This window comes from Amycolatopsis sp. Hca4, assembly GCF_013364075.1.
Taxonomy (GTDB): domain Bacteria; phylum Actinomycetota; class Actinomycetes; order Mycobacteriales; family Pseudonocardiaceae; genus Amycolatopsis.
Genome location: NZ_CP054925.1, coordinates 4,679,232 through 4,702,838, shown reverse-complemented (window position 1 = coordinate 4,702,838; position 23,607 = coordinate 4,679,232). Strand labels below are relative to the sequence as shown.

The window sequence follows — 23,607 nt, the reverse complement described above, 5'->3', positions numbered from 1 at the left end:
CGACACGGAGGTGAACGGTCCGGCATGCAGGACTTCTTCGACCTGACCCTCGGCGGGATCTCGGCCGGCGCGGTGTACGCGGCGCTCGGGCTCGCCCTGGTCATCATCTACCGGGCCACCCGGGTGGTGAACTTCGCGCAACCCGCCCTCGCCCTCATCTCCACCTACCTCGCGTACTCGGTGACGAAGGCGACCGGCAGCTACTGGCTCGGGTTCGCCGTCGCCATCGTCGCCGGGACCGTGCTGGGCGTCGCCACCGAAAGGCTGCTCATCCGGCCGCTGCGGCACCGCTCCGAGCTGAGCTCGATCATCGTCACGCTCGGACTTCTGCTCGTGCTGCAGGCGGTCGCGGGCATGATCTGGTCCAACGAGCCGCTGGCGTTCCCCTACGCCTTCGACTTCCGCGGCCGGTTCTCCGCCAACGACCTGTTCGTGGTCCTGGTGGTGCTCGCCATCGCCGCGCTGGTGCTGGTGGTGTTCAAGTACACGCCGCTGGGCCTGCGGATGCGCGCGGCCGCGTTCGCGCCGGAAGTGGCGCGGACGCTCGGGGTGCGGGTCGGGCTGATGCTCACCGCCGGCTGGGGACTGGCCGCGGCCGTCGGCTCGCTCGCCGGGTTGCTGGCCACCCCGCCGTTCCTCTTCCCGAACGTGCTGGACGGCGTCTTCGTCTACGCGCTCACCGCGGCGGTACTCGGCGGCCTCGACAACCCGTTGGGCACCATCGCCGGCGGGTTCGTCCTCGGCGTCGGACTGTCCTATGTGTCCGGATACTTCGGACCGGAGATGGTGACGATCGCCGCGCTGGCCATCCTGGTGGTCGTGCTGACCCTGCGGCCCAGCGGGCTGTTCGGCCGGGCCAAGGTGAGGCGGGTATGACCGTGCGCACGAAACCGGCGGAAGCCACGGCCACGCCGGTGAAGCAGCGCCGCTCGCTGCCGCCGCTGCTCGTCCACGCGCTGGCCGCGCTGGGCGCGTTCGCGGTGGTCGTGCTGCTGACCCTGGTCACCGACGAGTTCACCAACCTCCGCCTCGCGACCATCGGCTACTACCTGATCGCGGTGGCCGGGCTGACCCTGCTGACCGGGCTCACCGGCCAGGTTTCCCTCGGGCACGGCGCGTTCATGTTCATCGGCGCCTACACGGTGGCGCTGCTGGTGCGGCGGGTGCCGTCGTTCCCGCTGTGGGCCGACCTGCTGCTGGCCTCGGCCGCCGGCGGGCTCGCCGGGCTGCTGGCCGGCGCGGCGGCGGCCCGGCTGCGCGGCCCGTACCTCGCCGGGGCGACCCTCGCCTTGGCCGTCGGCCTGCCCGCGCTGACCCGGAAGTTCCCCGACTTCCTGGGCGGCAGCAACGGGTTGAGCTTCACCGTCCACAGCAGACCGGCCGGGATCGGCGTCCCGGAACTGCGCTGGCAGACCTGGATCGTCTGGCTCAGCGTGCTCGTCGCGCTGGTGCTGGTGGCGAACATCGTCCGCGGCCGGCTCGGGCGGGACTTCCGCGCGGTCCGCGACGACGAGGTCGCCGCCGCGCTGAGCGGGATCGCCGTCGGGCGGACGAAGATCCTCGCCTTCCTGGTCAGCGCGGTGTGCGGCGGGCTCGCCGGTGGCCTGCAGGCGTTCCTGCTCGGCACCGCCGCACCCGGCTCGTTCACCCCCGCGCTGTCGCTGAGCCTGCTGGCCGCGGTGGTGCTGGGCGGGCTCGGGTCCCTGTGGGGCGCGCTGTGGGGCGCGGTCGCGCTCGTGTACTTCCAGGCCTGGTCCGAGGACCTCGCCGACGTCCTGCACCTGAACACCGACGTGGCCAACAACCTCCCGCTCGCGGTGTACGGCGTGATCCTCATCGTCGTCGTGCTCGCCTTCCCGCGCGGCATCCAGGGCGGTTTCCACCGGCTCCGCGCTCTTCTCCGCAAGCCCGCCGAGAAAAAGGAGAACCATGAGAACCACTAGGTACGGCGCGGGGTTCCTCGCCCTCGCCCTGGCATTGACCGCGTGCGGCGGCGCGGGGGAGAGCGACGGGGGCGGGCAGCAGGCCGCCGATTCGGCGGTCGGCGTCACCAAGGACACCGTCGTCATCGGCACCCACCAGCCGCTCACCGGCCCGGCCGCGCCCGGGTACAGCAAGATCTCCGTCGGCGCCCGCGCGGTGTACCAGGCGATCAACGACGGCGGCGGGATCAACGGCCGGAAGATCGAGTACAAGGTCGAGGACGACGGCTACAACCCGACGAAGACCGTCGAAGTCGTGAAGAAACTGGTGCTGCAGGACAAGGTGTTCGCGATCGTCGGCGGGCTCGGGACGCCGACGCACTCGAAGGTGGTCGACTACCTCAACTCCGAAGGCGTGCCGGACCTGCTGGTGTCCTCGGGCGCGCTCGCCTGGGACAACCCGCAGAAGGACCCGATGACCTTCGGGTACCAGGTGGACTACACGCGCGAGGGCAAGATCCAGGGCCAGTACGTCAAGGACACCTTCGCGGGCAAGAAGATCGGCTACTTCACGCAGAACGACGACGTCGGCCGTGACACCCAGGCCGGGCTCGACCGGTTCGTCAAGGACCAGGTCGTCGTCCGGCAGGGTTACGACAGCGCCAACACCGACGTGACGCCGCAGCTGTCCGCGCTCAAGGCGGCCGGCGCCGAAGTCGTCGTCTGCGCGTGCATCCCGGCGTTCACCGCACTGTCCATCCTGGCCGCGGCGAAGATCGGGTACAAACCGCAGTTCGTGGTCAGCAGCATCGGCGCCGACCCGGCGACGCTGTCCGGGCTGCTGCAGGACTTCGCCAAGCGCGGCGGCGCCAGCGTCTCGAGCGGGCAGCTGCTGGCCGGCCTGATCGGCACCGGCTACCTGCCGGACGTCGCCCAGATCGCCGACCCGTGGGTCGCCTACTTCAAGGGCATCCACGACAAGTACATCGCGAAGGAGCCGTTCACCAACACCGTGCTGTTCGGCATGGTGCAGGCGTACACGTTCGGCCAGGCGCTCAAGGCGGCCGGCCCGGAACCGACGCGGCAGAAGGTCGTCGACGCGATGAGCTCCGGCGCGCTCAAGGGGCCGGGGCTGACGCCGTTCGGGTTCTCGAAGGACTCGCACGCCGGCTACACGGGCGCGTACGTGTTCAAGATCAACCCGGACACCACGACGACGGTGATCCAGCCACCGGCGGTCACCGACCGTGGCACCGGCGCGATCACGCCGTACTCCGGTGAGCGCGCCACTCCGGAGCAGGTGAACCTGGTGAGCAAGTGACGACCGGGCCGGCTCGTGGGCGCCGCGGGCCGGCCCGTCCGCTCACATAGGGTGGCGGCATGAGTGTCAGGGACAACGTCGTGCGGGCGGCGGTGCGGCTGTTCGCCGAGAAGGGCTTCGAGGCGACGACGGTCCGGGAGATCGTCGAGGAGGCCGGCGTCACCAAGGGCGGGCTGTACCACTACTTCGAGTCCAAGGACGACCTGCTCTTCGAGATCTACGCGGCGATGCTGCGGATGCAGACGCGGCGGATGGTGACGATCGCCGAGTCGGACCTCCCGCTGGCCGAGCGGCTGCACGCGATCATCGCCGACGTCGTGGTCACCAGCATCGCCGACCTCGACGCGGCGACGGTGTTCTTCCAGTCGTTCCCGCTGCTGGAGAAGTCCAAGCAGGTCCAGGTCCGCGCGGAGCGGCGGACCTACCACGAGCGGGTCCGCGACCTGGTCGCCGAGGGACAGCGTTCCGGGATCTTCCGCGCCGACGTCCCCGCCGACCTGGTGATCAACTACCACTTCGGCGCGATCCACCGGCTGGGGATGTGGTACCACGCCGACGGTGAGCTGTCGGGGGAGCAGGTGGGGAAGCACTTCGCGGACCTGATGCTGCGGAGCTTGCGACCCTGACCCGTTTGACGCGGCGGCGGTCGTGGTACTGACCGGCATCAACCGCTGTCCACACGGGAGGGTGCTCGTGCAGATCCAGGTCAACACCGACCACAACGTCCACGGCGGCGAACGGCTGGCCGCCCACGTGACCACCGGCCTGGAGGAGAGCCTGTCCCGGTTCGGCGGCTGGTTGACCCGGGTGGAGGTGCACCTCGGCGAAGACGGCGGCGCCGGGCCGGAAGACAAGAAGTGCGTGATCGAGGCCCGGCCCGGCGGCAAGCAGCCGGTGGCGGTGACCCACCACGCGGCCACTGTGGACGATGCGTACACCGGGGCGACGCACAAGCTGGTGCGGGCGCTGGAGACCCGGTACGACCGCGCCCACGACCACAAGGGCAGTGCCAGCATCCGGCACATGCCCGCGCCGGAAGAGCCGGAGATCGGCTAGTCTCGGCACCGTGTCGAGCCCCGAAGCGTCCAGGACCGGGCTGCCGGTCTTCCCGGCGGCCCGATAACCCCCCGTTCCCGGGTTGCCGGGTGACCACGAAATCGTCCTGTCGATCTCGTGTTCTCCTGGAGCTTCCGTGCCGTTGTTCCTCCTCGCCCTGGCCGTGTTCGCCATGGGCACGTCCGAATTCATGCTCGCCGGGCTGGTGCCCGGGATCGCCGCCGCCTTCGACGTCTCGGCGGCGCAGGCGGGGTACCTGACTTCCGCTTTCGCCGCCGGGATGGTCGCCGGAGCGCCGGTGATGGCCGCGCTGGCGCGGTCCTGGCGGCGGCGGACCGCGCTGCTGTGCTTCCTCGCCGTCTTCGTCGCGATGCACGTCGTCGGCGGCCTCACGACGTCGTTCGGTGTCCTGGTCGGGACGCGGCTGGTGGCCGCCGTCGCCAACGCCGGGTTCCTCGCGGTCGCGTTGACGGCCGCGACCGCTTTCGGCCCGGCCGGCCGGGCGCTTGCCGTCCTGCTGGGTGGCTCGACCGTGGCCTGCGTGGCCGGCGTCCCGGGTGGGTCGTTGCTCGGGTGGCGGCCGGCGTTCTGGGCCGTCGCCCTGCTGTGCCTGCCCGCGTTCGCCGCGCTCTGGTGGATCCCCGACACCGCGGCGGGCACCCGGCCGGCCGGCTTGCGGGCCGAACTCGCGGTCCTGCGGCCGGTGGCCGGCGTGCTCGCGGTCGCCGCGCTGGTCAACGCGGCGACCTTCGGCGTCTTCACGTTCCTGGCCACGGTGGCCGCGGGCGTCGCCCCGGTGCCGGTGGTGCTCGGCGCGTTCGGTGCGGGGTGCTTCGCCGGGATCACCGCGGCCGGCCGTCTCGCCGACCGGTGGCCCGGCCGGGTGGTGGCGGTCGGAGGTCCGCTGTTACTCGCCGGGTGGCTCGCGGCGGCGTCGACCGCACACGTCCCGGCGGTGCTCGTGGCGCTGGCCTGCACCCAAGGCGCGTTGTCGTTCGCGGTCGGGGCACGGTCATCGCGCGGATCCTGCACCTGGCGGAGGACGCGCCGACGATGAAGGGGTCCTACGCGACCGCCGCGCTCAACGTCGGGGCGACAGCGGGGCCGGTGCTCGCCGGGACGGTGGCGAACCCGTTCTGGCCGGCCGCGGGGTTGGTCGCGGCGGCGCTGGTGACCTACGCCTGCCTGCGCCGGACGTAGTGGACGACCAGACCGGCGATCGCCGCGACGGCGATGACTCCGGCGACCATCCGGACCGGCAACCCCAGCCCCAGCAGGGGACCGGCCGCGTTGACGGCTCCGCTGATCACCAGGACCAGCCAGAGCAGGATCGGGCCGGCAGTACGCGTGGAAACCTCGTCGTTGTTCATGTCGTGAACGCTAAGGCGCCCCGCGGAAAGCCGTAATGCCGCGCGCACCCGGATGCGGGGTAGCGCCTGCGCTACCCCGCATCGCGGCCGAGGTAGGCCAGCACCGCCAGCACCCGGCGGTGCCCCGCTCCTTCGTCGGACGGCAGGCCCAGCTTCGCGAAGATGTTGCGGATGTGCTTGAGCACCGCGCCGTCGCTGACCACCAGGAGCTCGGCGATCGTGCTGTTGTTGTAGCCCTCGGCCATCAGCCCCAGCACTTCGCGCTCGCGGGCCGTCAGTGACTCCAAGGGGTCCGACCGGCGACGGGCCATCAGCTGCCCGATCACCTCCGGGTCCATCGCCGTGCCGCCCTTGGCGACCCGCTGGAGCGCGTCCAGGAACCGCTCCACCTTGCCGACGCGTTCCTTCAGCAGGTACCCCACGCCGCCGACGCCGTCGGCGAGCAGCTCCACCGCGTAGCTCGTCTCCACGTGCGCCGAGAGCACCAGCACCGGCAGCGCCGGGTGGATCTCGCGGGCGCGGACGGCCGCGCGCAGGCCCTCGTCGCGGTGGGTCGGGGGCATGCGGACGTCCATCACCACCGCGTCCGGCCGCTCGCCCTCGATGAACGCCAGGAAGTCTTCGGCGTTGTCGACCGCCGCCGCGACCTCGATGCCCGCCGTCTTCAGCAGCAGGGAGAGTCCTTCGCGCAGCAACGCGTCGTCCTCGGCGATCACGACCCGCATGGCAGCTCCACTCTCAGCACGGTCGGCCCACCGGGTGGGCTGGTCAGGGTGAGGGTCCCGTCGAAGGCTTCCGCCCGGCGGCGGATGCCGGCCAGCCCGCTGCCGCCGGACTCGTCGGCGCCGCCGCGGCCGTCGTCGCGGATCTCCAGGCGCACCACCGAAGCCGTGCCGCCGAGGGTGATGTCCACCTGGGACGCATCGGCGTGCTTGGTGACGTTCGCCAGCGCCTCGGCGACGACGAAGTACGCGGCCGCCTCCACCGCGGCCGGGCGGCCCGCCTCGTACTCGACGTCGACGGCGACCGGCACCGGGCTGCGCTCGGCGAGCGCGCGGACCGCCCCGGCCAGCCCGCGTTCGCTCAGCAGCGGCGGGTGGATGCTGCGGACGACCGTGCGCAGCTCGGCCAGCGCGTCGGTCGCCGTGTCCTGGGCCTTGACCAGCAGGTCGCGAGCCGTTTCCGGGTCGCGGTCGTAGAGCTGGTCCGCGATGCCCAGCTGCAGCACGACCGCCGCGATCCGCGCCTGCGTGCCGTCGTGCAGGTCACGCTCGATCCGCCGCAGCTCGGCGCCGTGCGCCTCCAGCGCCGCCGCCCGGGTCGCGGTCAGCTCGGCGACCCGGTCCGCCAGCACGACGCCGGGAGCGGGCGCGAGCAGCTTCCGCGCGGTGCGGGCCTGCCAGCGGGCCACGCGCGGCAGCTGCAGCGTCGCCACGCCCATGGCGACGGCCACGAGCAGGTCCAGCGCGGCCCGCGGCCAGGAATCCACCACGATCCCGAGCGAGCCTTCGATCCCGCCGGGCACCAGCGGCCAAATGAGGACGGTGATGACCTGCTGGACGGCGCCGATCGGCAGGCCGAACGCGAGCGCGCCGATGACCAGGCCGGTCGCCGCGTGGACGGCGAGCCACGCGAGGTCGCGGCGGGTGGCCGGGTCCTTCAGCGGGTGGCCGTCCCGGTAGGGCTCGGGGATCGGTTCGCCGAGCCGGCGTGCGGCGCGGCGGCGGTCGACGCCCACCGGCCTCCGGGCCAGCCGGATCATCGGGGCCAGCGACGGGATCCCGATCCCGAACGGGCACAGCAGGACCACGGCGAACAGCCCGGTCAGGGCGAACATCGACAGCAGCGAAGTGCCGGCGCCGACCACGAGGAAACGAACCGCCGACCAGCACTCGCGCAAGCGGGTCGTCACCGCGCCAGTGTCCCACCCCACCACCGGGGTAGCGCTGGCGCTACCCCCGATCCACCTCCCCACGGGATCGATCCGCCGCCCCCGGCGACCTAGTTTTCGTTGTGAGACAACGAAGGGGATGGCAATGAGCACAGCGTATGCGCTGGAACTGAGCGGGGTGCGGAAGGTGTACGGCGCCGGCGACGGCGCGGTCACCGCGCTCGACGGGGTGTCGGCCGGGGTGGCACGGGGGACGTTCACCGCCGTGATGGGGCCGTCCGGCTCCGGCAAGAGCACCTTCCTGCACTGCGCGGCCGGCCTGGACCGGCCGACGTCGGGGCGGGTGCTGCTCGGCGGCACCGAGATCGGCAGGCTGAAGGAACGCGAGCTGACGCAGCTGCGGCGGACCCGGATCGGGTTCGTCTTCCAGGCCTACAACCTGCTGCCGTCGCTGAACGTGCTGCAGAACATCACGCTCCCGCTGCGGCTGGCCGGCCGCAAGCCGGACGCGCAGTGGCTGCGGGAGATCGTCGAAGGCGTCGGCATCGCCAAGCGGCTGGAACACCGCCCGGCGGAGCTGTCCGGCGGGCAGCAGCAGCGCGTGGCGATCGCGCGGGCGCTCGTCACCCGGCCCGAGGTGGTGCTGGCCGACGAGCCGACCGGCGCCCTCGACACCCGCACCGGGCGGCAGGTGCTGGACCTGCTCCGCGCGATCGTCGAGCAGATGGGCCAGACCGTGCTGATGGTGACCCACGACCCGGTCGCGGCCTCCGCCGCGCACGGCGTCCTCTTCCTGGCCGACGGCAAGCTGGCCGGCCACCTCCCGCACCCCACCCCCGAGCGGGTGGCGGAGCGGATGACGCACCTCGGGGAGTGGTGAGCGTGCTGGCCATCGCGTGGCAGACGATCCGGACCCGGCTCGGCGGGTTCGCCGGCGCCTTCATCGCCATCCTGTGCGGCACCGCACTGGTCGCCGCCTGCGGGATCCTCATGGAATCCGGCCTGCGGGCCGGCGTCCCGACCCAGCGCTACGCCGCCGCGGCCGTCGTCGTCGGCGGGGCGCAGACCGTGCGCCCGCCCGGCGCCGACATCCTCTCGGGCGAGCAGGTCGGCGAGCAGCCGCCGGTCCCGGCCGCGCTGGCCGGGCGGATCGCCGCGGTGCCCGGCGTGCGCGCGGCGATCGCCGAGCAGAGCTTCCCGGCGCAGGTCGTCGCCCGGGACGGGCGGGTGCTCGCCGATCGGGAGTCACTGGGGCACAACTGGGACGCCGCCGTGCTGGCGCCGTTCACCCTGCGCGGCGGGGACGCGCCCAAGACCGCCGACGAGGTCGTGCTGGACGCCGACCTGGCGCGCCGGGCCGACGTCGGCATCGGCGGCCGGGTGCGGATCACCACCCGGTCGGGACCGGCGACCTTCAAGGTGAGCGGGGTCGTCGACGGCACCGCGCGGCAGGCGGCGGTGTTCTTCGCCCCGGACCGGGCCGCCGAGCTGGCCGGGCGGCCCGGTCAGGTGCACGCGATCGGCGTCCTCGCCGACCCGGGGGTGGCGGCCGGGACGCTCGCCGAGCGGGTGCGGGCCGTCGCCGGCGGCGCCGAGGTCACCACCGGCGTCGAGCGCAGCAGCATCGAGTTCCTCGACGTCAGCCAGACCCGGACGCTGCTGCTGGCCATCGCCGGCTCGTTCGGCGGGTTCGCGCTGCTCGTCGCGGTGTTCGTGGTGGCGAGCACGCTGGCGCTGACCATCAACCAGCGCCGCCGGGAGTTCGCGCTGCTGCGCGCGGTCGCGGCCACCCCGCGGCAGATCCGCAAGCTCATCGGCACCGAGACGACGCTGATCGCGCTGGTCGCCGGCCTGCTGGGCAGCGGGCTGGGCCTGGCGGTCGCCGGTGGCCTGCGGGACGCGTTCGCCGCGATCGGTGTGATCCCGGCCGACTTCGGGCTGGCGATCAGTCCGCTCCCGCTGCTGGCCGCGGTCCTGCTCGGCCTGGGCGCGGCCCGGCTGGCGGCCTGGGCGGCGTCGCGGCGGCCGTCGTCGATCCGGCCCGTGGAGGCGCTGGGCGAGGCCGCGGTGGAACGCCGTGAGCTCGGCCGGGTCCGGCTGCTCACCGGCTGGGGCCTGGTGCTGGCCGGCGTCGGCGGCGCGTTCGTCCCGCTCTTCCTGCACGGGGACATCGCCGCCGCGATCTCGACCATGGCCACCCTGGTCGTCGTCATCGGGCTGGCCGTGGTCGGGCCGCAGGTGACCGGGCTGGTGGTGCGGGTTCTGGTCCCGGTGCTGGGGAGGGTCTGGCGGATCAGCGGCTACCTCGCCGGGGCGAACGCGCACGCCAACGCCCGGCGGGTCGCGGCGGCGGTGACCCCGCTGATGCTGGCCGTGGCGTTCGCGCTCGCCACCTTCTACGGGCCGACCGCGATGACCGCGGCCGCCCAGCAGGAGTCGGCGCGGTCGACGACCGCCGACTACGTGCTGAGCGCCCCGGGCGGCGTCTCGCCCCTGGTGGCCGAGGCGGCCGGGCGGGTGCCCGGGGTCGCGGCGGCGACGCCGGTGGTCCGCACGTCCGTGATCACCGCGACGCCGGTGGGCGACAGCGTCGAGGTCCAGCGGACCCCGGCGCAGGGCCTGGCGGGCGACCGGGCCGGGGCCGCCCTCGAGCTGGGCGTCGACGCCGGGCGGCTCGCCGACCTGACCGGCGACACCGTGGCGCTGAGCCGCTCGGAAGCCGACTGGCTGGAGAAGGAGCTCGGCGACGAAGTGGAGTTCTACTTCGGGGACGGCGTCCCGGCGAAGGTGCGGCTGGTCGCCACCTACACGCACGACCTGGCCTTCGGCGACTTCGTGCTGCCGGTCGCGCTGGCCCGTGAGCACGTCGGCGGCCGCTTGGACGACTCCGTGCTGGTCCGGCGGCAGCCCGGCGCCGACGCGGACGCGGTGGCTTCGGCGCTGAGCGCGTTGCCCTACCCCGGTTTGGTGCTGGCACCGGCCTCGGTGCTCGCCGCCCCGGAAGGGGGCGAACGCCAGGCGCAGTTCTACCTCAACCTGGTCGCGGCCGGCGTGATCGTCGGGTACCTGGCGATTTCGGTGGCCAACACGCTGGTACTGACCACCGCGCAGCGCGGCCGCGAGTTCGCCCTGCTGCGGCTGGTCGGCACGACCCGCCGCCAGGTGACCCGGATGATGCGGCTCGAAGCGGTGACCACGGTCGGGATCGCGCTCGTGCTCGGCACGCTGGTGGCGCTGATCCCGTTGGCCCTGCTCAACTTCGGCCTGCGGGGCAACCCGGTCCCGGCCGGCCCGCCGTCCGTCTACCTGGGAATCATCGCCGGCGCGGCCGCGCTCGGGATGGTGGCGATCGGGGTGGCCACGTCGGTGGCGCTGCGCGCCCGGCCGATCGACGCGATCGGCGTCCGCGAATGACGGGAGCGGGGTGGGCCGGGCCGGCCCACCCCGCCCGCGGGTCAGCAGGCCGTGTGGGTGTCCACGCCTTCGAAGGACGTGACCAGGTACTGGGTCGTCCGTCCGATCAGCACCGCCGTGCCCGCGGGCACGCACGTCTCGCCCTGCTTGGCGCGGACGCCGCCGCCGTAGGCCAGCCCCCACACCTCGATCTTCGTGGCGGCGGAACCGCAGTTGCCCCAGTAGTAGTCGCGCGCGTTCGGGCCGGACGCGCCCTGCGTGGCGTAGTTGCCGCAGGTGACCTGCGCCGACGCGGACGCCGTGCCCGCGGGCACGGCCGTCAAGGCCAGGCCGAGCACGGCCGCCACCGCAATGCGTTTCATGGAACCCCCCGTTGTGCGTGAAACAGTGCGGTACCGACGCTAGCGCTTTCCGGGGTGCGGAAATGCCCCTCAATTCCTAGGGGTTGACGCGGATCCCGGTCCGCGGGAGCATCGAAACTTTCCGAAAGTGATTGCCCGGCCAGCGGCCCTGCTCGCATGCTTTTGCCATCCTGGCTTGCCTGCCAGCCTCGACGAGGAGGAAGCATGCTCACCAAGAAACGCGGCCGCAGCAGGATGTTCGCCGGCGGCGCCGTCCTCGCGCTGATCGCGGCGTTCCTGCCCGGGACCGCATGGGCCGACACGGTCATCACGTCCAACCGGACGGGCACCGACAACGGGTACTACTACTCGTTCTGGACCGCCGGCGGTGGCTCGGTCTCCATGACGCTCTCTTCCGGTGGCAACTACCGGACCAACTGGAGCAACGTCAACAACTTCGTCGCCGGCAAGGGCTGGAGCAACGGCAGCCGGCGGACGGTGAACTACTCCGGCAGCTTCAACCCCTCCGGCAACAGCTACCTGGCGCTCTACGGCTGGACGTCCAACCCGCTCGTCGAGTACTACATCGTCGACAACTGGGGCAGCTGGCGCCCGACCGGGACGTACAAGGGCTCGGTCACCAGCGACGGCGGCACCTACGACATCTACCAGACGACCCGCTACAACGCGCCGTCCGTCGAAGGCAACAAGACGTTCAACCAGTACTGGAGCGTCCGCCAGCAGCGCCGCACCGGCGGCAGCATCACCACCGGCAACCACTTCGACGCCTGGGGCCGCGCGGGCATGCCCCTCGGCAGCTTCAACTACTACATGATTCTGGCGACCGAGGGCTACCAGAGCAGCGGCAACTCGAACATCACGGTGGGGTGACCATGCGCCGCTGGAGCACTTTCCTGGCCACGGCCGCCCTCGCCGTGGCGAGCACCATCGCCGTCACGCCGGCGGCGCACGCGGCCGCCTGCAACGGGTACGTCGGCCTGACCTTCGACGACGGGCCGTCGAACGCCCACACCCCGGCCATCCTGAACGCGTTGCGGCAGAACGGGTTGCGGGCGACGATGTTCAACGAAGGCCAGTACGCGGCCGCGTACCCGGCGCAGGTCCGCGCCCAGACGAGCGCGGGCATGTGGGTCGGCAACCACAGCTACACCCACCCCCACCTCACCCAGCTGGGCCAGGCGCAGGTGGATTCGGAGATTTCCCGTACCCAGCAGGCGATTTCGGCCGCCGGGGGCGGCACGCCCCGGCTGTTCCGCCCGCCGTACGGGGAAACGAACGCGACGGTCCAGTCGGTGGCGTCCCGCTACGGGCTCCGCCAGGTGATCTGGGACGTCGACTCGGGTGACTGGAACAACGCGAGCGTCGACGCGATCGTCCAGGCCAACGCCCGGCTCGGCAACGGCCAGGTCATCCTGATGCACGAGTGGCCGGCCAACACCCTGTCCGCCATCCCGCGCATCGCGCAGACGCTCGCGAGCCGCGGCCTCTGCGCCGGGATGATATCGCCGCAGACGGGGCGGGCGGTCGCCCCGGGCTGACGGTGCGGTGGCGCGGCGGTTGCACCCCGCCGCGCCACCAACTGATCCTCCACAAAGGACGCGGCCGGGCCGCCCCGCGGCGTGGCTTCTTCATGGCGAACGCGCGGAAACGAGCGCTTCGTTCCCGGTTTTCGTTTCCGGATGGTTCCGCCGGAAAGGAAACGGGTCCGGCGCCCGGGTGGATCACTCGGCGACGCGGGTGCGGCCGCACCAGGCGAACACCGGGACGCGGTCGCCGCTGCTGGACGTGGTGAACTCGCCGTCGTGGGAGAAGTGCTCGTAGCCGGCGCCGAAGCTCACCTTCGCGACTTCGCCGATGCTGGCGACCGTCCACTCGCGGTGGCGTTCGGTCAGTTCGGCGGGACCACCGGAAAGCGTCACCTTGATCTGGGGCATGATTCCTTCTCCCGTGATTCGGTCGGCGCGGGAAATGTGTCCTTCGTCTCTCGACGATGCCTGAGCCCGGAATGGCGTGTCAAGATTCGCGCCTCCTATTCGGGGTCGCTCTGGAATTGCCGGAAAATAGGGGTTGACGGCAAAGCCGGGCAGGGGTGGCGGCCGTCGCCAAGGCAAGGTGCCGGTTAACTCGGACATTTCACCGGTCCGGCGACGGCCGGTCGGCCGCCGTTCCCGCAGCGTTCACTTCCGTCCCCCGCCCCCGTCATTTGCGGTACCTAAGTTTCTTCGCGTGGACGCACCTCTGGCAGTGAGAGCCCGCGGGATCACCAAGTGCTTCGGCGACGTCGTCGCCCTCGACGGCATCGACTTCGACGTGGCACCGGGCCGGATCCACGGCCTGGCCGGCCCGAACGGCGCGGGCAAGACGACGCTGCTCGGCCTGCTGCTGGGCCTGGCCGTCGCCGACGAAGGACGGCTGGAGATCCTGGGGACGCCCGTCGGCCGGGCGCTCGCCGCCCCCGAGGGCGTCGCCGGGTTCGTCGACGGGCCGGGGCTGTACCCGTCGCTCACCGCGCGCCAGAACCTGGCGGCACTGGCGAAGCTCGGCGGCCACCCGGTCGGAACGGTCCTCGAGGAGGTGGGGCTGGCCGACGTCGCCGACGACCGGGTCCGCGGCTTCTCCCTTGGCATGCGCCAGCGCCTCGGCCTGGCGGCGGCCCTGCTGACCTCGCCCCGGCTCCTGGTCCTCGACGAGCCGGCCAACGGCCTCGACCCGGCGGGCAAGAGGCACGTCCACGGCGTGCTGGAGCGCCTGGCCGACGGCGGCACGGCGGTGGTGCTGTCGAGCCACCGGATGGACGACCTCGAGGCGCTGTGCGCGGAGGTGACGATCCTGGCGACCGGCCGCGTGGTGTTCACCGGACCACTGGCCAAGCTTTCGGCGGAGAACGGCGAGCTGGCCTACCGCCTGCGGACCGCGGACCCGGCGGCCGCGCGGCGGGTGCTCGGGGAGATGCGGGGGATCCGGCTCGTGGACGCACCGGGGGACGGCGAAGGGGTGGTCGTGCGCGCGCTGGTGCCTGCGCTCGACGAACTGGTGCTGCGGCTGGGCCGGGAGGGGATCGCGGTCCGCGAGCTCGCGCCGGTCGTGTCCCCGCTGGAGGCGGCGTTCCTCGCGCTGACCGGGCAGGAGGCCCTTCGATGACCGCACTCGCTCCGGCCGTTGGGTTCTCGCGTTCCTGCTGCTCAGCGCTCGGGTCGCTGCTCGAGGCGGCGTTCTTTGCACTCGCTCGGCAGGAGGCTCTCCGATGACCGCACCCACCCGGCCCGTCCCTCTCGCGCGCATCTACCGCTTCGAGCTCGTCAAGCTCTTCGCCGCCTGGCGCATCCGGCTGCTCGTTCTCGCCTGCTGGCTCGCGCCCGCCGTCTTCGTCGCCGCCGTCGGTGAACAGAGCTCGCTGCCCGTCGACACCCTCTTCGGCCGGTGGATGAACGCCACCGGGTGGGCCGGCCCGCTCGTGATGCTCGGCTTCGCCGGCACCTACGCCCTTCCACTGCTCACTTCCGTCGTCGCCGGGGATGTCTTCGCCGCCGAAGACCGGCTCGGAACCTGGCGGCACCTGCTCGTCGCCGTCCGGTCCACGGGACGGCTCTTCGCCGCGAAAGCGCTGGCCAGCCTCACCGTCCTGCTCGTGCTCGTGGCCGGGATGGCCGTCTCCGCCACCGCCGGCGGCCTGCTCACCGCCGGGAACCGGGCGCTCGTCGGCTTCGACGGGCACCTGCTCACCCCCGGGGACGCGGCCGCCACGGTCCTCCTCGCCTGGGTGAGCGTGCTCGCCCCCACGCTGGCGCTGGCCGCCATCGGGCTGCTCGGGTCCGTCCTCTGGGGACGGTCGCCGATGGGTCTGCTGCTGCCCGCCGTCGTCGCACTCGCCATGGCGCTCGCCCAGCTGCTCCCGCTGCCCGTCGCCGTGCGCCTGGCCCTGCCCAGCTACGCCTTCATCGCGTGGAACGGCCTGTTCACCGATCCCGCGCAGCTCGGGCCGCTGCTGGTCGCCGTCGGCGTCAGCCTCGCCTGGGCCGTGGCCGCGACCGCGCTCGCGTACCGGCAGTTCGTGCGCCGCGACTTCACCAACGCCGCGCACGACGGCACGGGCCGCCGGGCGCTCGCCGCGCTCCCGCTGGTCGTGCTCTTCGGCGCCACCGCCGGGATCGTCGCCGTGGCGACGCCCGCGCTGGGCTCCGGGATCACCCAGGACAAGGTGCAGCAGTCGGTGGCCACCGCGTTCGCGCACCTCTACCGCCTGCAGGCCGCCCAGCTGCACCGCCCGGACGTCACCGAAGCGCAGCTGGCGGCCACGGCCGCGTGCACCAAGGGCGACGGCCTGGTCGCCCCCGAAGGGCCGGGCAACGACTGGCGCTGCGTAGTGACCTGGCACCTGCCCGGCCTCACCGCCACCGGCTCGGCGATCTACCAGCTGGACGTCACCGCCGACGGCCGGTACGTCGCCGACGGCGACGGGCCGAAGGAGGTCAACGGCTACTTCCAGGTGCGGACCCCCGCCGGCGACCAGCCCAACCCGCTCTGGCAGTTCGACGCCGACGTCGACCTGCTCGCCTCGGCCAACCCGAAGGGATGAGATCCATGCAGGTGACACGCCGCAGGCGGCGGCCCGGGAAGGACCGCCGCCGCCACCACCGGTTCCGGTTCGCGACGGCGGGCTCGGTCACGCTCGTGCTGGTCGCGACCGGCACCGGCGTCGGTGTCGCGTCGACGCGGCAGTTCGGCGAAGACCAGGTCGGCCAGGTCACCGGCCAGGGCCAGGTGGTCGCCGCCGACCAGTACATCCAGCCGATCGGGGACCGGCTGGTCGTGCCGGGCGGCAAGATCATGGCGTCGTCGGTCAGCCCCGACGGCAGCCACCTCGCCGCGCTGACCACCGACGGCGGGATCGCGCTCACCGTCGTCGACCTCAAGAGCTGGAAGGTGCAGCAGCTCGTCGGCAACTCCGCGACGGCGAACCTGCGCATCCCCGGCAACGACGTCGGCCAGGAAGGCCCGTCGTACTCCCCGGACGGCAAAACGCTGTGGCTGGCCCAGACCGACGGCTACACCCGGTTCACGGTCAACCCCGACGGCACGGTCGCGGCCCCGGTGGCGGTCAAGATCCCCGCGGACGGCCCGAAGCACGCGCTGGTCGCCCAGGCGGTGTTCTCGCCCGACGGGTCCACTGTGTACTCCGCGGTCAACGGCCAGAACCGGGTGGTCGCGCTCGACGCCGTGACCGGGGCGATCGAGCAGAGCTGGGCCGTCGGCAACGCCCCGCGCGACCTGGTCCGCGTGGGCAGCAAGCTCTACGTCAGCAACGAAGGCGGGCGGCAGGCGCGGCCCGGCGAGCCGACGCTGAACTCCTACAACACCCAGGTGCCCGCCAGCCGGTTCACCGGTGCGACCACCAGCGGCACGGTCAGCGTCGTCGACCTGGCGCACCCGGCCGCCGCGCCGAAGAGCATCGATGTCGGCCTGCACCCGACCGCGGTGTACGCCAAGGACGGCGCGTTGTTCGTCACCAACACCGCGAGCGACACGGTTTCGGTCATCGACACCGGCCGCGACCAGGTGGTCCAGACCATCGCGACCCAGCCGTGGCCGGAGGCGGCGGTCGGCTACGAGCCCGACGGCGTCGCCCTCACCGGTGACGGCCACCTGCTGGTGACGCTCGGGCGCGCCAACGCCGTCGCCGTCTACCGCTACCACCGGGCGCAGGAGCCGGTGAGCTACGTCGGCCTGCTGCCGACGGACTACTTCCCGACGGCGATCGCCGCCGCCGGCCAGGACGTCCTGGTCTCGAACACCCGCGGTGTCGACGCCCGCCGCCCGACCACCGCGGCCGGGCACGGCACCCACGACACGACGTCGAGCCTGCAGAAGTTCCGGCTGCCCGCCGACCCGGCGATCCGCGGGTACACCGACCGCGTCTTCCGGCAGAACGGCTGGACGCCCGGTTCGGTCCAGGTGGCCCACGACGACGGCCACCGCCGTCCGGTGCCGGTCCCGGCGCGGCTCGGCGACCCGTCGACGATCAAGCACGTTTTCCTGCTGGTCAAGGAGAACCGCACCTACGACCAGGTGTTCGGCGACGACCCGCGCGGCAACGGCGACCCGAGCGTGACGCAGTTCGGCGAGAACGTCACGCCGAACCAGCACGCGCTGGCACGCCAGTTCGGGCTGTACGACAACACCTACGACATCGGCACGAACTCCGCCGAGGGCCACAACTGGCTGATGCAGGCCGACAACCCCGAGTACACCGAGTCGTCGGCGGGGGAGTACCTGCGCAGCTACGACACCGAGGACGACGCGCTCGGCCACCAGAGCACGGGGTTCCTCTGGACCGGCGCGCAGGCGGCCGGGAAGTCGGTGCGGGACTTCGGGGAGTTCCAGCAGTTCCTCACCAAGCCGGCCGGCGCGAGCTGGCAGAACCTCTACTGCGACGCCAAGAACATGGCCGCGACCGGGGAGCCGAGCGCGTACCCGCTGGTTTCGTCGTCGCCGATCCCTTCGCTGAACGACGTTTCGGTGCCGGGCTTCCCGAAGTTCGACACGTCGGTGCCGGACGTCTACCGCTACCAGATCTGGAAGGACGACTTCGAGAAGCACGGGCCGGCGAACCTGAACATGTTCTGGCTCTCCAGCGACCACACCGGCGGCCCGCCGAACGCGGCCGCCCAGGTCGCGGACAACGACCTCGCGGTCGGCCGGATCGTCGACGAGATCTCGCACAGCCCGTACTGGCAGGATTCGGCGATCTTCGTCGTCGAGGACGACTCGCAGGCCGGGCTGGACCACGTCGACGGGCACCGGGCGCCGGTGCAGATCATCAGCCCGTACGCGCGGCACGGCGTGGTCGACAGCCACTACTACTCGCAGATCACGATGATCCGCACGATCGAGCAGATCCTCGGGGTCAAGCCGATGAACCAGAAGGACAGCGCGGCGACACCGATGAGCGCGGCGTTCACGTCGAAGCCGGACTACACGCCGTTCACGGCGGTCCCGAACCGGACATCCCTGACGGCGGGCCTGGCCACCCAGCCCCCCTGCGGAGCGGACACCCCGGCCCCGCCCGACCCGGCGGCCGCGCCGGTGCCGTCGTCCGCGGTGCCGGCGGGCAAGCGCGAGGTGGCGGCGCAGTGGCAGGAGTGGACGACGCACCAGCAGCTGACCGGCCCGGACGCGGTAGCCGACTACGCCAACCCGGCGCAGATGAACCACTTCACGTGGTACCAGACGCACGGGTGGCAGGTGCCTTATCCGGGGGAGAGCCAGGTGGTCACTCCGGAGCAGGTGCCGGGCGCGTTCCTGCCGTCGGCGGAGTCGGACGGCTGATCGGTGACCGGGAGGCTCCTGTGCGGGGCCTCCCGGTTTGCCGGTCGATCATCGTGCTCAGTTCAGTTCAGTTCAGCCGGCCCCAGCCCAGGGCCGGCCCGCTCGGGGCCGCCGCCAGCAAGCTCGGCCAAGCCTTGTCCCGGGCGGGTCAGCCCAGGCCAGGCCAGCTCCGCCCGGCCCGGCTCCGCCTCGGCTTGCCCTGCTTCATCTCGGTCAGCCCGGCCCGGCGTGCCGGCCTGGCCCCGCTTCGCTCCATCTCGCCCGGCTCCGCCTCGGCTTGCCCTGCTTCATCTCGGTCAGCCCGGCCCGGCGTGCCGGCCTGGCCCCGCTTCGCTCCATCTCGCCCGGCTCCGCCTCGGCTTGCCCTGCTTCATCTCGGTCAGCCCGGCCCGGCGTGCCGGCCTGGCCCCGCTTCGCTCCATCTCGCCCGGCTCCGCCTCGGCTTGCCCTGCTTCATCTCGGTCAGCCCGCCCCGGCCTGCCGCCCCCGCCTCGCCTCCCTCATCTCGCCCAGCCCTTGCCCTGCCCTGCCCTGCCCTGCCCGGCCCGGGCCCGGGCAGGGCGGGCTCGGGCAGGGCAGTGGGTTGGGTTGGTAGGAGCCGGTTACGGCCTCGCCGGCCCTAGCGGCCGGTGGTGTTCGCGTGGCGGGCCACCGCATCCGGACCGGCGTGGCCCCAACCCGCCGGTGGTGTTCCGATGGCGAGCTACCGCATTCGGCGCAGCCCCAACCGGACGGAACCGCTCAGCGGGCCGGCCGCAGGTGATCCGCGCGCCAGTGCCGTCCTCGCCGCGGCGTGCGCCAATGCCGTCCCCGCAACGGCCGCGCCGGGCCCCGTGCCGCGATGAATGCCGGCTGGTGCTCGGCGAACCCCGCCGCCGTCAAACCCATCAGGACCGGGTAGCGGACTTCTCCGCGGCTGAGCTCCGTGTCCCTCGGGCGGCCCTCCTCGCGGAAACCCAGCTCCCCGTGCAACGCCAGTGAAGCGAAATTGCTCCCGTTGATGCTGACCTCGCACTTGCGGTACCGCCGCAGCTCGAACATGTACGCCAGCAACACCGTCACCGCGTCCGCCGCGTAGCCGCAGCGGCGGTACTGGGCTCCGATGCCGATGCCGTAGCTGAAGTGGCCCCTGGCCGGGTCGGCCTGGATCCAGATCGACCCGACCAGCGTGCGGTTGTGCAGGGTCTCGATCGCGAAGTGGAAGTCGTCGCCCGTGGTGTCCCGGTGGGTCGCCCAGTGGCGGTAGCCGCCGAGCTGGCGGTCGGACGCGCGGTCGAAGCCGATCAGGGTGCGGTGATCCGCCGGGCGGACCTCCCGCAACCGCACCTTCCACCCCGCCCAGCTCATCGGCAGTGATGGTACATCCCGGTCACCAATAGCATTGCGTGGTCATGTCGTCGAGCCGGACGAACTTCGACGAGCCGTTCGCCCCGATGATCGCCTTGACGAACACCGGGTTGACGCCGTTGAGGTTCCAGCGGGCGGTGTTGACCGCCTGGTACGCGCCGCTGCCGTTGAGCCACGGGTACGTGCTGTACAGCAGGTGCGCGTTGGCGTCCCAGATCTCGATGCCGACCTGCGCCCCGCCCGCCGTCTGCATGTAGAACTGCGAAGCGCACTGGGCGTAGCCCGGCACCGAGTTCGTCGGCACCCAGAAACCCTCGAACGCCCAGCCGTTGGTGGCGAACAGCCAGCCGTTGTTCCGGCCGGACCGCGCGGTGCCCGCCCCGACGTCGAACCCGGCCGACGCCGCCCCGCCGGTCGCCACCAGCCACGATCCCTGCGGGTTGACCTCGAAGCCGTCCTGCACCTGCGACAGCGACGCGTGCGCCACCCCCGCTGTGGCGGTCAGCAGCGCGGCGGACAGGACGGCGGCCAGGGTCACGCCGCCCCAACGGCGCCGGAGCCCGGAAAACGTAGTGGACATATCGGTTCCTTCCTCGATCCGTAGCACCCTTCCGAGCGCGCGGGACCGGGCGGTGATACGTCCGGTGACGACGGGATCGTCCGGGCCGACGGACCGGGCACTCCTGCCCGGGCTCACGCTCGGCCCGGCCGAACTGCACCCGCTGGTCGCCGAAGCCGTGCACCTCGCACGGACCTCCGCCGACGACCACCTGCGGCACCGCGTCGAACTCCAGGTGGCCGATCCGCGCCCCTGACTGTCACGAACTCCGCCGCACCGGTGTCTTGAGGGCGTTCCACCCCGACGACACGAGTGAGGTACGAAACCATGGACACACGCCTCGACCTGTTCGGCACCGAAACCGGCTCCCGGCTCGCCAAGCGGTTCGCGAGCCTCGGGCAGGTCATCGACCGCTCGCCGCTGCCGTCGGCCACCCGGGAGCTCGTCAGCCTGCGGGCCAGCCAGATCAACGGGTGCGGCTGGTGCGTCGACATGCACGTCAAGGAGGCCGCCGCGGCCGGGGAGACGGCCGTCCGGCTCGCGCTCGTCGCCACCTGGCGGGAGTCGACCGTCTTCACCGAGGCCGAGCGGGCCGCGCTCGCGCTGGCCGAGGAGGGCACCCGGCTCGCCGACGCCGCCGAAGGCGTGTCCGACCAGACCTGGGCGCGCGTGCGCGAACACCACGACGACGAGCAGGTCGCCGCGCTGGTGTCGCTGGTCGCGTTGATCAACGCCGCCAACCGGCTCGCCGTGATCGTGCACCAGAAGGGCGGGTCCTACGAGCCCGGGATGTTCGCCGCCATGACCGACCGCGGCTGAGCGCGGTCAGCGGGCGGGCACGGTGATCGTCTTGTACTCGGTGTAGGTGCCGAGCCCGACGGCGCCGTACTCGCGGCCGAGGCCGCTGGCCTTGAAGCCGCCGAACGGGCCGTCGAACCCGATCGGGGCGCCGTTGACGGTGACCGTGCCGGTGCGGACGCGGCGGGCGACGGCGAGCGCGTGGGCCGGGTCCGCCGACCACACGCCGCCGGAGAGGCCGTACTCCGAGTCGTTGGCGAGGCGGACGGCGTCGTCCTCGTCGTCGTAGGCGATGACGACCAGGACGGGGCCGAAGATCTCCTCCCGCGCGATGCGCATGGTGTTGTCGACGTCGGCGAACAGCGTCGGCGTGACGTAGTTGCCGCTTTCCAGGCCCGGCGGGACTTCCGGGCCGCCGGTGACGAGCCGCGCGCCCTCCTCGATGCCGAGGCGGATGTAGTCCAGGACGCGCTGTTGCTGATCGCGGCGGATCATCGGGCCGATGAACGTCCGGTCGTCGGCCGGGTCGCCGACGCCGAGGGACTCCACCAGGTCCTTCAGCCCGGCGACCACCTCGTCGTAGCGGGCGCGCGGCGCGAGGACGCGCGTCTGCGCGATGCAGGATTCGCCGTTGTTGAGCAGGGAACCGAACTTGACGCCCTGGATCGCCGCGCCGAGGTCGGCGTCGGGCAGGACGAGCATCGCCGACTTGCCGCCGAGCTCGAGGCTGACCCGCTTGAGCTGTTCACCGGCCAGCGACGCGATGCGGCGCCCGGCGCGGGTCGAGCCGGTGAAGGCGACCTTGTCGACTCCCCTGTGCTTGACCAGGTACTCGCTGGTCTCGCGGTCGGCGGGCAGGACGCTGATGACGCCGTCGGGCAGGCCGGCCTCCGCGAGCAGCTCCGCGAGGAGGTTCATGCTCAGCGAGTTCTCCGGCGACACCTTCAGGACGACGGTGTTGCCGGCGAGCAGCGCCGGGATGATCTTCGCCGACGCCGAGGAGAACGGCGAGTTCCACGGGATGACCGCGGCGACCACGCCGATCGCTTCCCGGCGCACGACCGACCGGAAGGGCGCCGCGGGATCCGACGGCTCGAGGGTTTCCTCCCAGCCGAACTCCTCGGCCGCCTTCAGGTAGGCGTCGGCCTGGCGGGTCAGGCTGGACTGGCCCGCCTTGGTGAACCAGAGCGCGGAGCCGTTCTCGGCGGAGATGAGCGCGGCGATCTCGTCGGCGCGCTTCTCGCGCAGAGCGGCGAGCTTGCGGACGACGGCGATCCGGTCCGCGGGCGAGGTGCGCGGCCACGGGCCCTCGTCGAAGGCCCGCCGGGCGGCCGCGACCGCGCGGTCGACGTCGGCGGGCAGCGCCTGCGCGGCGCGGCCGATGACCGCGTTGTCGTGCGGGGACCGGATGTCCAGCAGCTCGGCGCTGCTCGGGGCGGTCCACGTGCCGCCGATGAAGAGTTCTTCGTAGGTGATCACTGCTGCCTCCTGACACGCTATCTGTCACATCAACGTAGCACTTGAGGCGCTTAACGGGCTCGCTTGTGAGTCACTGCACAGGGGCGTTAGTTCTCCGGAGTGCCTCAGTGGTGTGGCGGTATGGTGCGGGGGTGAGAGCCGACGCCGCACGCAACCTGGAACTGCTGCTCACCACGGGCGCCCGGATGCTCGCCGAGGACCCGGCCACGAGCATCGCGGCGATCGCCGCGGAGGCCGGGGTGGACCGCCGGACGGTGTACCGCCGGTTCACCGGCCGCGAGGAGCTCTTGGCGGCGGTCTACCAGGCCCGCCTCGACGCGATCGAAGCGGCGATCGAGGCGGCCCGGCTGCGGGAGGCGCCGGTGCCGGTGGCCCTGCACCGGTACGTCGAGGGGATCGTCGGGGTGAACCGCACGTGGCCGACCGAGGTGAGCCGGATGCGCTCGGACCCGGAGATCTGGGCCCGCCGCCTGCGGGCGATCGAGGAGGTGGACCGGTTCCTGCAGCGGGCGGCCGACGAGGGGTTCCTGCGGCCGGGCCTGCCGGACCGCTGGCCGGGCAACGTCCTGGGGTCACTGGTGCACCTGTCGACCCGGGAACTGCCCGAGCTGAGCGACGCCCAGGCGGCGGACGTCATCGTCGACACCTTCCTGCGCGCCTTCGGCAAAACCGACGCTTCCTAACCCGCACCCGGAGGGTCGGCTCGCGTACCGGAAGGGCCGGCCTGCGTACCGGGATGGTCGGCCGGCGTACCTGGAGGGT

25 protein-coding genes are annotated in these 23,607 nt (G+C 72.4%); 17 read left to right on the top strand and 8 right to left on the bottom strand.

What is annotated here, in order from left to right:
* Positions 1–24 precede the first annotated feature (24 nt).
* The 7 genes from HUT10_RS20415 (at position 25) to HUT10_RS51125 (ending at position 5,499) form a co-directional block, all read left to right on the top strand.
* The gene (locus HUT10_RS20415; protein ID WP_176172688.1) at positions 25–876 is read left to right on the top strand and encodes a branched-chain amino acid ABC transporter permease; all 852 of its coding nucleotides are present in this window, start codon (positions 25–27) and stop codon (positions 874–876) included.
* The gene (locus HUT10_RS20410) at positions 873–1,943 is read left to right on the top strand and encodes a branched-chain amino acid ABC transporter permease (RefSeq protein WP_176172687.1); all 1,071 of its coding nucleotides are present in this window, start codon (positions 873–875) and stop codon (positions 1,941–1,943) included. The genes HUT10_RS20415 and HUT10_RS20410 overlap by 4 nt, the downstream gene beginning before the upstream one ends.
* A complete protein-coding gene (locus tag HUT10_RS20405; RefSeq protein ID WP_176172686.1) occupies positions 1,930–3,243 on the top strand; it encodes an ABC transporter substrate-binding protein in 1,314 nt (437 codons plus the stop codon). Before HUT10_RS20410 ends, HUT10_RS20405 begins: the two co-directional genes overlap by 14 nt.
* A 59-nt stretch (positions 3,244–3,302) precedes the next feature.
* A complete protein-coding gene (locus HUT10_RS20400; protein ID WP_176172685.1) occupies positions 3,303–3,869 on the top strand; it encodes a TetR/AcrR family transcriptional regulator in 567 nt (188 codons plus the stop codon).
* Between the two features lie 67 nt (positions 3,870–3,936).
* Positions 3,937–4,299 (top strand): HPF/RaiA family ribosome-associated protein, encoded by a 363-nt coding sequence (locus HUT10_RS20395; RefSeq protein WP_176172684.1) that lies wholly within the window; start codon positions 3,937–3,939, stop codon positions 4,297–4,299.
* A 136-nt stretch (positions 4,300–4,435) separates the two neighbouring features.
* Entirely contained in the window at positions 4,436–5,356 is a 921-nt protein-coding gene (locus tag HUT10_RS20390) for an MFS transporter (protein WP_254896956.1), read from the top strand.
* On the top strand, positions 5,353–5,499 hold the full coding sequence (locus tag HUT10_RS51125; RefSeq protein ID WP_254896955.1) for a hypothetical protein: 147 nt from the start codon (positions 5,353–5,355) through the stop codon (positions 5,497–5,499). Before HUT10_RS20390 ends, HUT10_RS51125 begins: the two co-directional genes overlap by 4 nt.
* On the opposite strand, the gene HUT10_RS20385 is transcribed toward HUT10_RS51125, so the two are convergent.
* The 3 genes from HUT10_RS20385 to HUT10_RS20375 form a co-directional block, all read right to left on the bottom strand.
* A complete protein-coding gene (locus HUT10_RS20385; protein ID WP_176172683.1) occupies positions 5,475–5,669 on the bottom strand; it encodes a hypothetical protein in 195 nt (64 codons plus the stop codon). The two genes, HUT10_RS51125 and HUT10_RS20385, sit on opposite strands and share 25 nt — an antisense overlap.
* Positions 5,670–5,740: 71 nt before the next feature.
* A complete protein-coding gene (locus HUT10_RS20380; RefSeq protein WP_176172682.1) occupies positions 5,741–6,394 on the bottom strand; it encodes a response regulator transcription factor in 654 nt (217 codons plus the stop codon).
* Positions 6,382–7,581, bottom strand: a complete 1,200-nt coding sequence (locus HUT10_RS20375) for a sensor histidine kinase (RefSeq protein ID WP_176172681.1) — start codon at positions 7,579–7,581, stop codon at positions 6,382–6,384. The genes HUT10_RS20380 and HUT10_RS20375 overlap by 13 nt, the downstream gene beginning before the upstream one ends.
* Positions 7,582–7,699: 118 nt before the next feature.
* Between HUT10_RS20375 and HUT10_RS20370 the strand changes: the two genes are divergently transcribed.
* A complete protein-coding gene (locus tag HUT10_RS20370; protein WP_176172680.1) occupies positions 7,700–8,440 on the top strand; it encodes an ABC transporter ATP-binding protein in 741 nt (246 codons plus the stop codon).
* Entirely contained in the window at positions 8,434–10,974 is a 2,541-nt protein-coding gene (locus tag HUT10_RS20365) for an FtsX-like permease family protein (protein WP_176172679.1), read from the top strand. The genes HUT10_RS20370 and HUT10_RS20365 overlap by 7 nt, the downstream gene beginning before the upstream one ends.
* Before the next feature lie 41 nt (positions 10,975–11,015).
* Here the strand turns inward: HUT10_RS20365 and HUT10_RS20360 are convergent, their stop codons facing one another.
* Positions 11,016–11,336 (bottom strand): hypothetical protein, encoded by a 321-nt coding sequence (locus tag HUT10_RS20360; protein ID WP_176172678.1) that lies wholly within the window; start codon positions 11,334–11,336, stop codon positions 11,016–11,018.
* Between the two features lie 204 nt (positions 11,337–11,540).
* Here HUT10_RS20360 and HUT10_RS20355 point away from each other — a divergent pair, with 204 nt between their 5' ends.
* Together HUT10_RS20355 and HUT10_RS20350 are read left to right on the top strand one after the other, a co-directional pair.
* Positions 11,541–12,206 carry a glycoside hydrolase family 11 protein gene (locus tag HUT10_RS20355; RefSeq protein WP_176172677.1) on the top strand — a complete coding sequence of 222 codons (666 nt, stop codon included), beginning with the start codon at positions 11,541–11,543 and terminating at the stop codon, positions 12,204–12,206.
* 2 nt (positions 12,207–12,208) lie between these two features.
* A complete protein-coding gene (locus HUT10_RS20350) occupies positions 12,209–12,874 on the top strand; it encodes a polysaccharide deacetylase family protein (protein WP_176172676.1) in 666 nt (221 codons plus the stop codon).
* 183 nt (positions 12,875–13,057) lie between these two features.
* Here the strand turns inward: HUT10_RS20350 and HUT10_RS20345 are convergent, their stop codons facing one another.
* Complete coding sequence (locus tag HUT10_RS20345) at positions 13,058–13,270, bottom strand: DUF5988 family protein (protein WP_176172675.1); 213 nt, start codon at positions 13,268–13,270, stop codon at positions 13,058–13,060.
* A gap of 310 nt (positions 13,271–13,580) precedes the next feature.
* On the opposite strand from HUT10_RS20345, the gene HUT10_RS20340 reads away from it, so the two are divergent.
* The 3 genes from HUT10_RS20340 (at position 13,581) to HUT10_RS20330 (ending at position 18,662) form a co-directional block, all read left to right on the top strand.
* Positions 13,581–14,477 carry an ABC transporter ATP-binding protein gene (locus HUT10_RS20340; RefSeq protein WP_217709773.1) on the top strand — a complete coding sequence of 299 codons (897 nt, stop codon included), beginning with the start codon at positions 13,581–13,583 and terminating at the stop codon, positions 14,475–14,477.
* Between the two features lie 103 nt (positions 14,478–14,580).
* Positions 14,581–15,912 carry an ABC transporter permease gene (locus HUT10_RS20335; protein WP_176172673.1) on the top strand — a complete coding sequence of 444 codons (1,332 nt, stop codon included), beginning with the start codon at positions 14,581–14,583 and terminating at the stop codon, positions 15,910–15,912.
* 5 nt (positions 15,913–15,917) lie between these two features.
* Positions 15,918–18,662: an alkaline phosphatase family protein gene (locus tag HUT10_RS20330; protein ID WP_176172672.1), complete on the top strand. Its 2,745-nt coding sequence runs from the start codon at positions 15,918–15,920 to the stop codon at positions 18,660–18,662.
* 741 nt (positions 18,663–19,403) lie between these two features.
* Here HUT10_RS20330 and HUT10_RS20325 read toward each other — a convergent pair.
* Positions 19,404–20,009, bottom strand: coding sequence for a GNAT family N-acetyltransferase (locus HUT10_RS20325; RefSeq protein ID WP_254896954.1), 606 nt, complete (start codon positions 20,007–20,009; stop codon positions 19,404–19,406).
* 22 nt (positions 20,010–20,031) lie between these two features.
* Positions 20,032–20,589 (bottom strand): hypothetical protein, encoded by a 558-nt coding sequence (locus HUT10_RS20320; RefSeq protein ID WP_176172671.1) that lies wholly within the window; start codon positions 20,587–20,589, stop codon positions 20,032–20,034.
* Between the two features lie 64 nt (positions 20,590–20,653).
* Here HUT10_RS20320 and HUT10_RS20315 point away from each other — a divergent pair, with 64 nt between their 5' ends.
* Both HUT10_RS20315 and HUT10_RS20310 read left to right on the top strand, forming a co-directional pair.
* Entirely contained in the window at positions 20,654–20,824 is a 171-nt protein-coding gene (locus HUT10_RS20315; RefSeq protein WP_176169277.1) for a hypothetical protein, read from the top strand.
* 71 nt (positions 20,825–20,895) lie between these two features.
* A complete protein-coding gene (locus HUT10_RS20310; RefSeq protein WP_176172670.1) occupies positions 20,896–21,387 on the top strand; it encodes a carboxymuconolactone decarboxylase family protein in 492 nt (163 codons plus the stop codon).
* Between the two features lie 6 nt (positions 21,388–21,393).
* Here HUT10_RS20310 and HUT10_RS20305 read toward each other — a convergent pair whose 3' ends face one another.
* Positions 21,394–22,845, bottom strand: coding sequence for an aldehyde dehydrogenase (locus HUT10_RS20305; protein WP_176172669.1), 1,452 nt, complete (start codon positions 22,843–22,845; stop codon positions 21,394–21,396).
* A gap of 131 nt (positions 22,846–22,976) precedes the next feature.
* On the opposite strand from HUT10_RS20305, the gene HUT10_RS20300 reads away from it, so the two are divergent.
* Positions 22,977–23,528: a TetR/AcrR family transcriptional regulator gene (locus tag HUT10_RS20300; protein WP_176172668.1), complete on the top strand. Its 552-nt coding sequence runs from the start codon at positions 22,977–22,979 to the stop codon at positions 23,526–23,528.
* Positions 23,529–23,607: the final 79 nt, after the last annotated feature.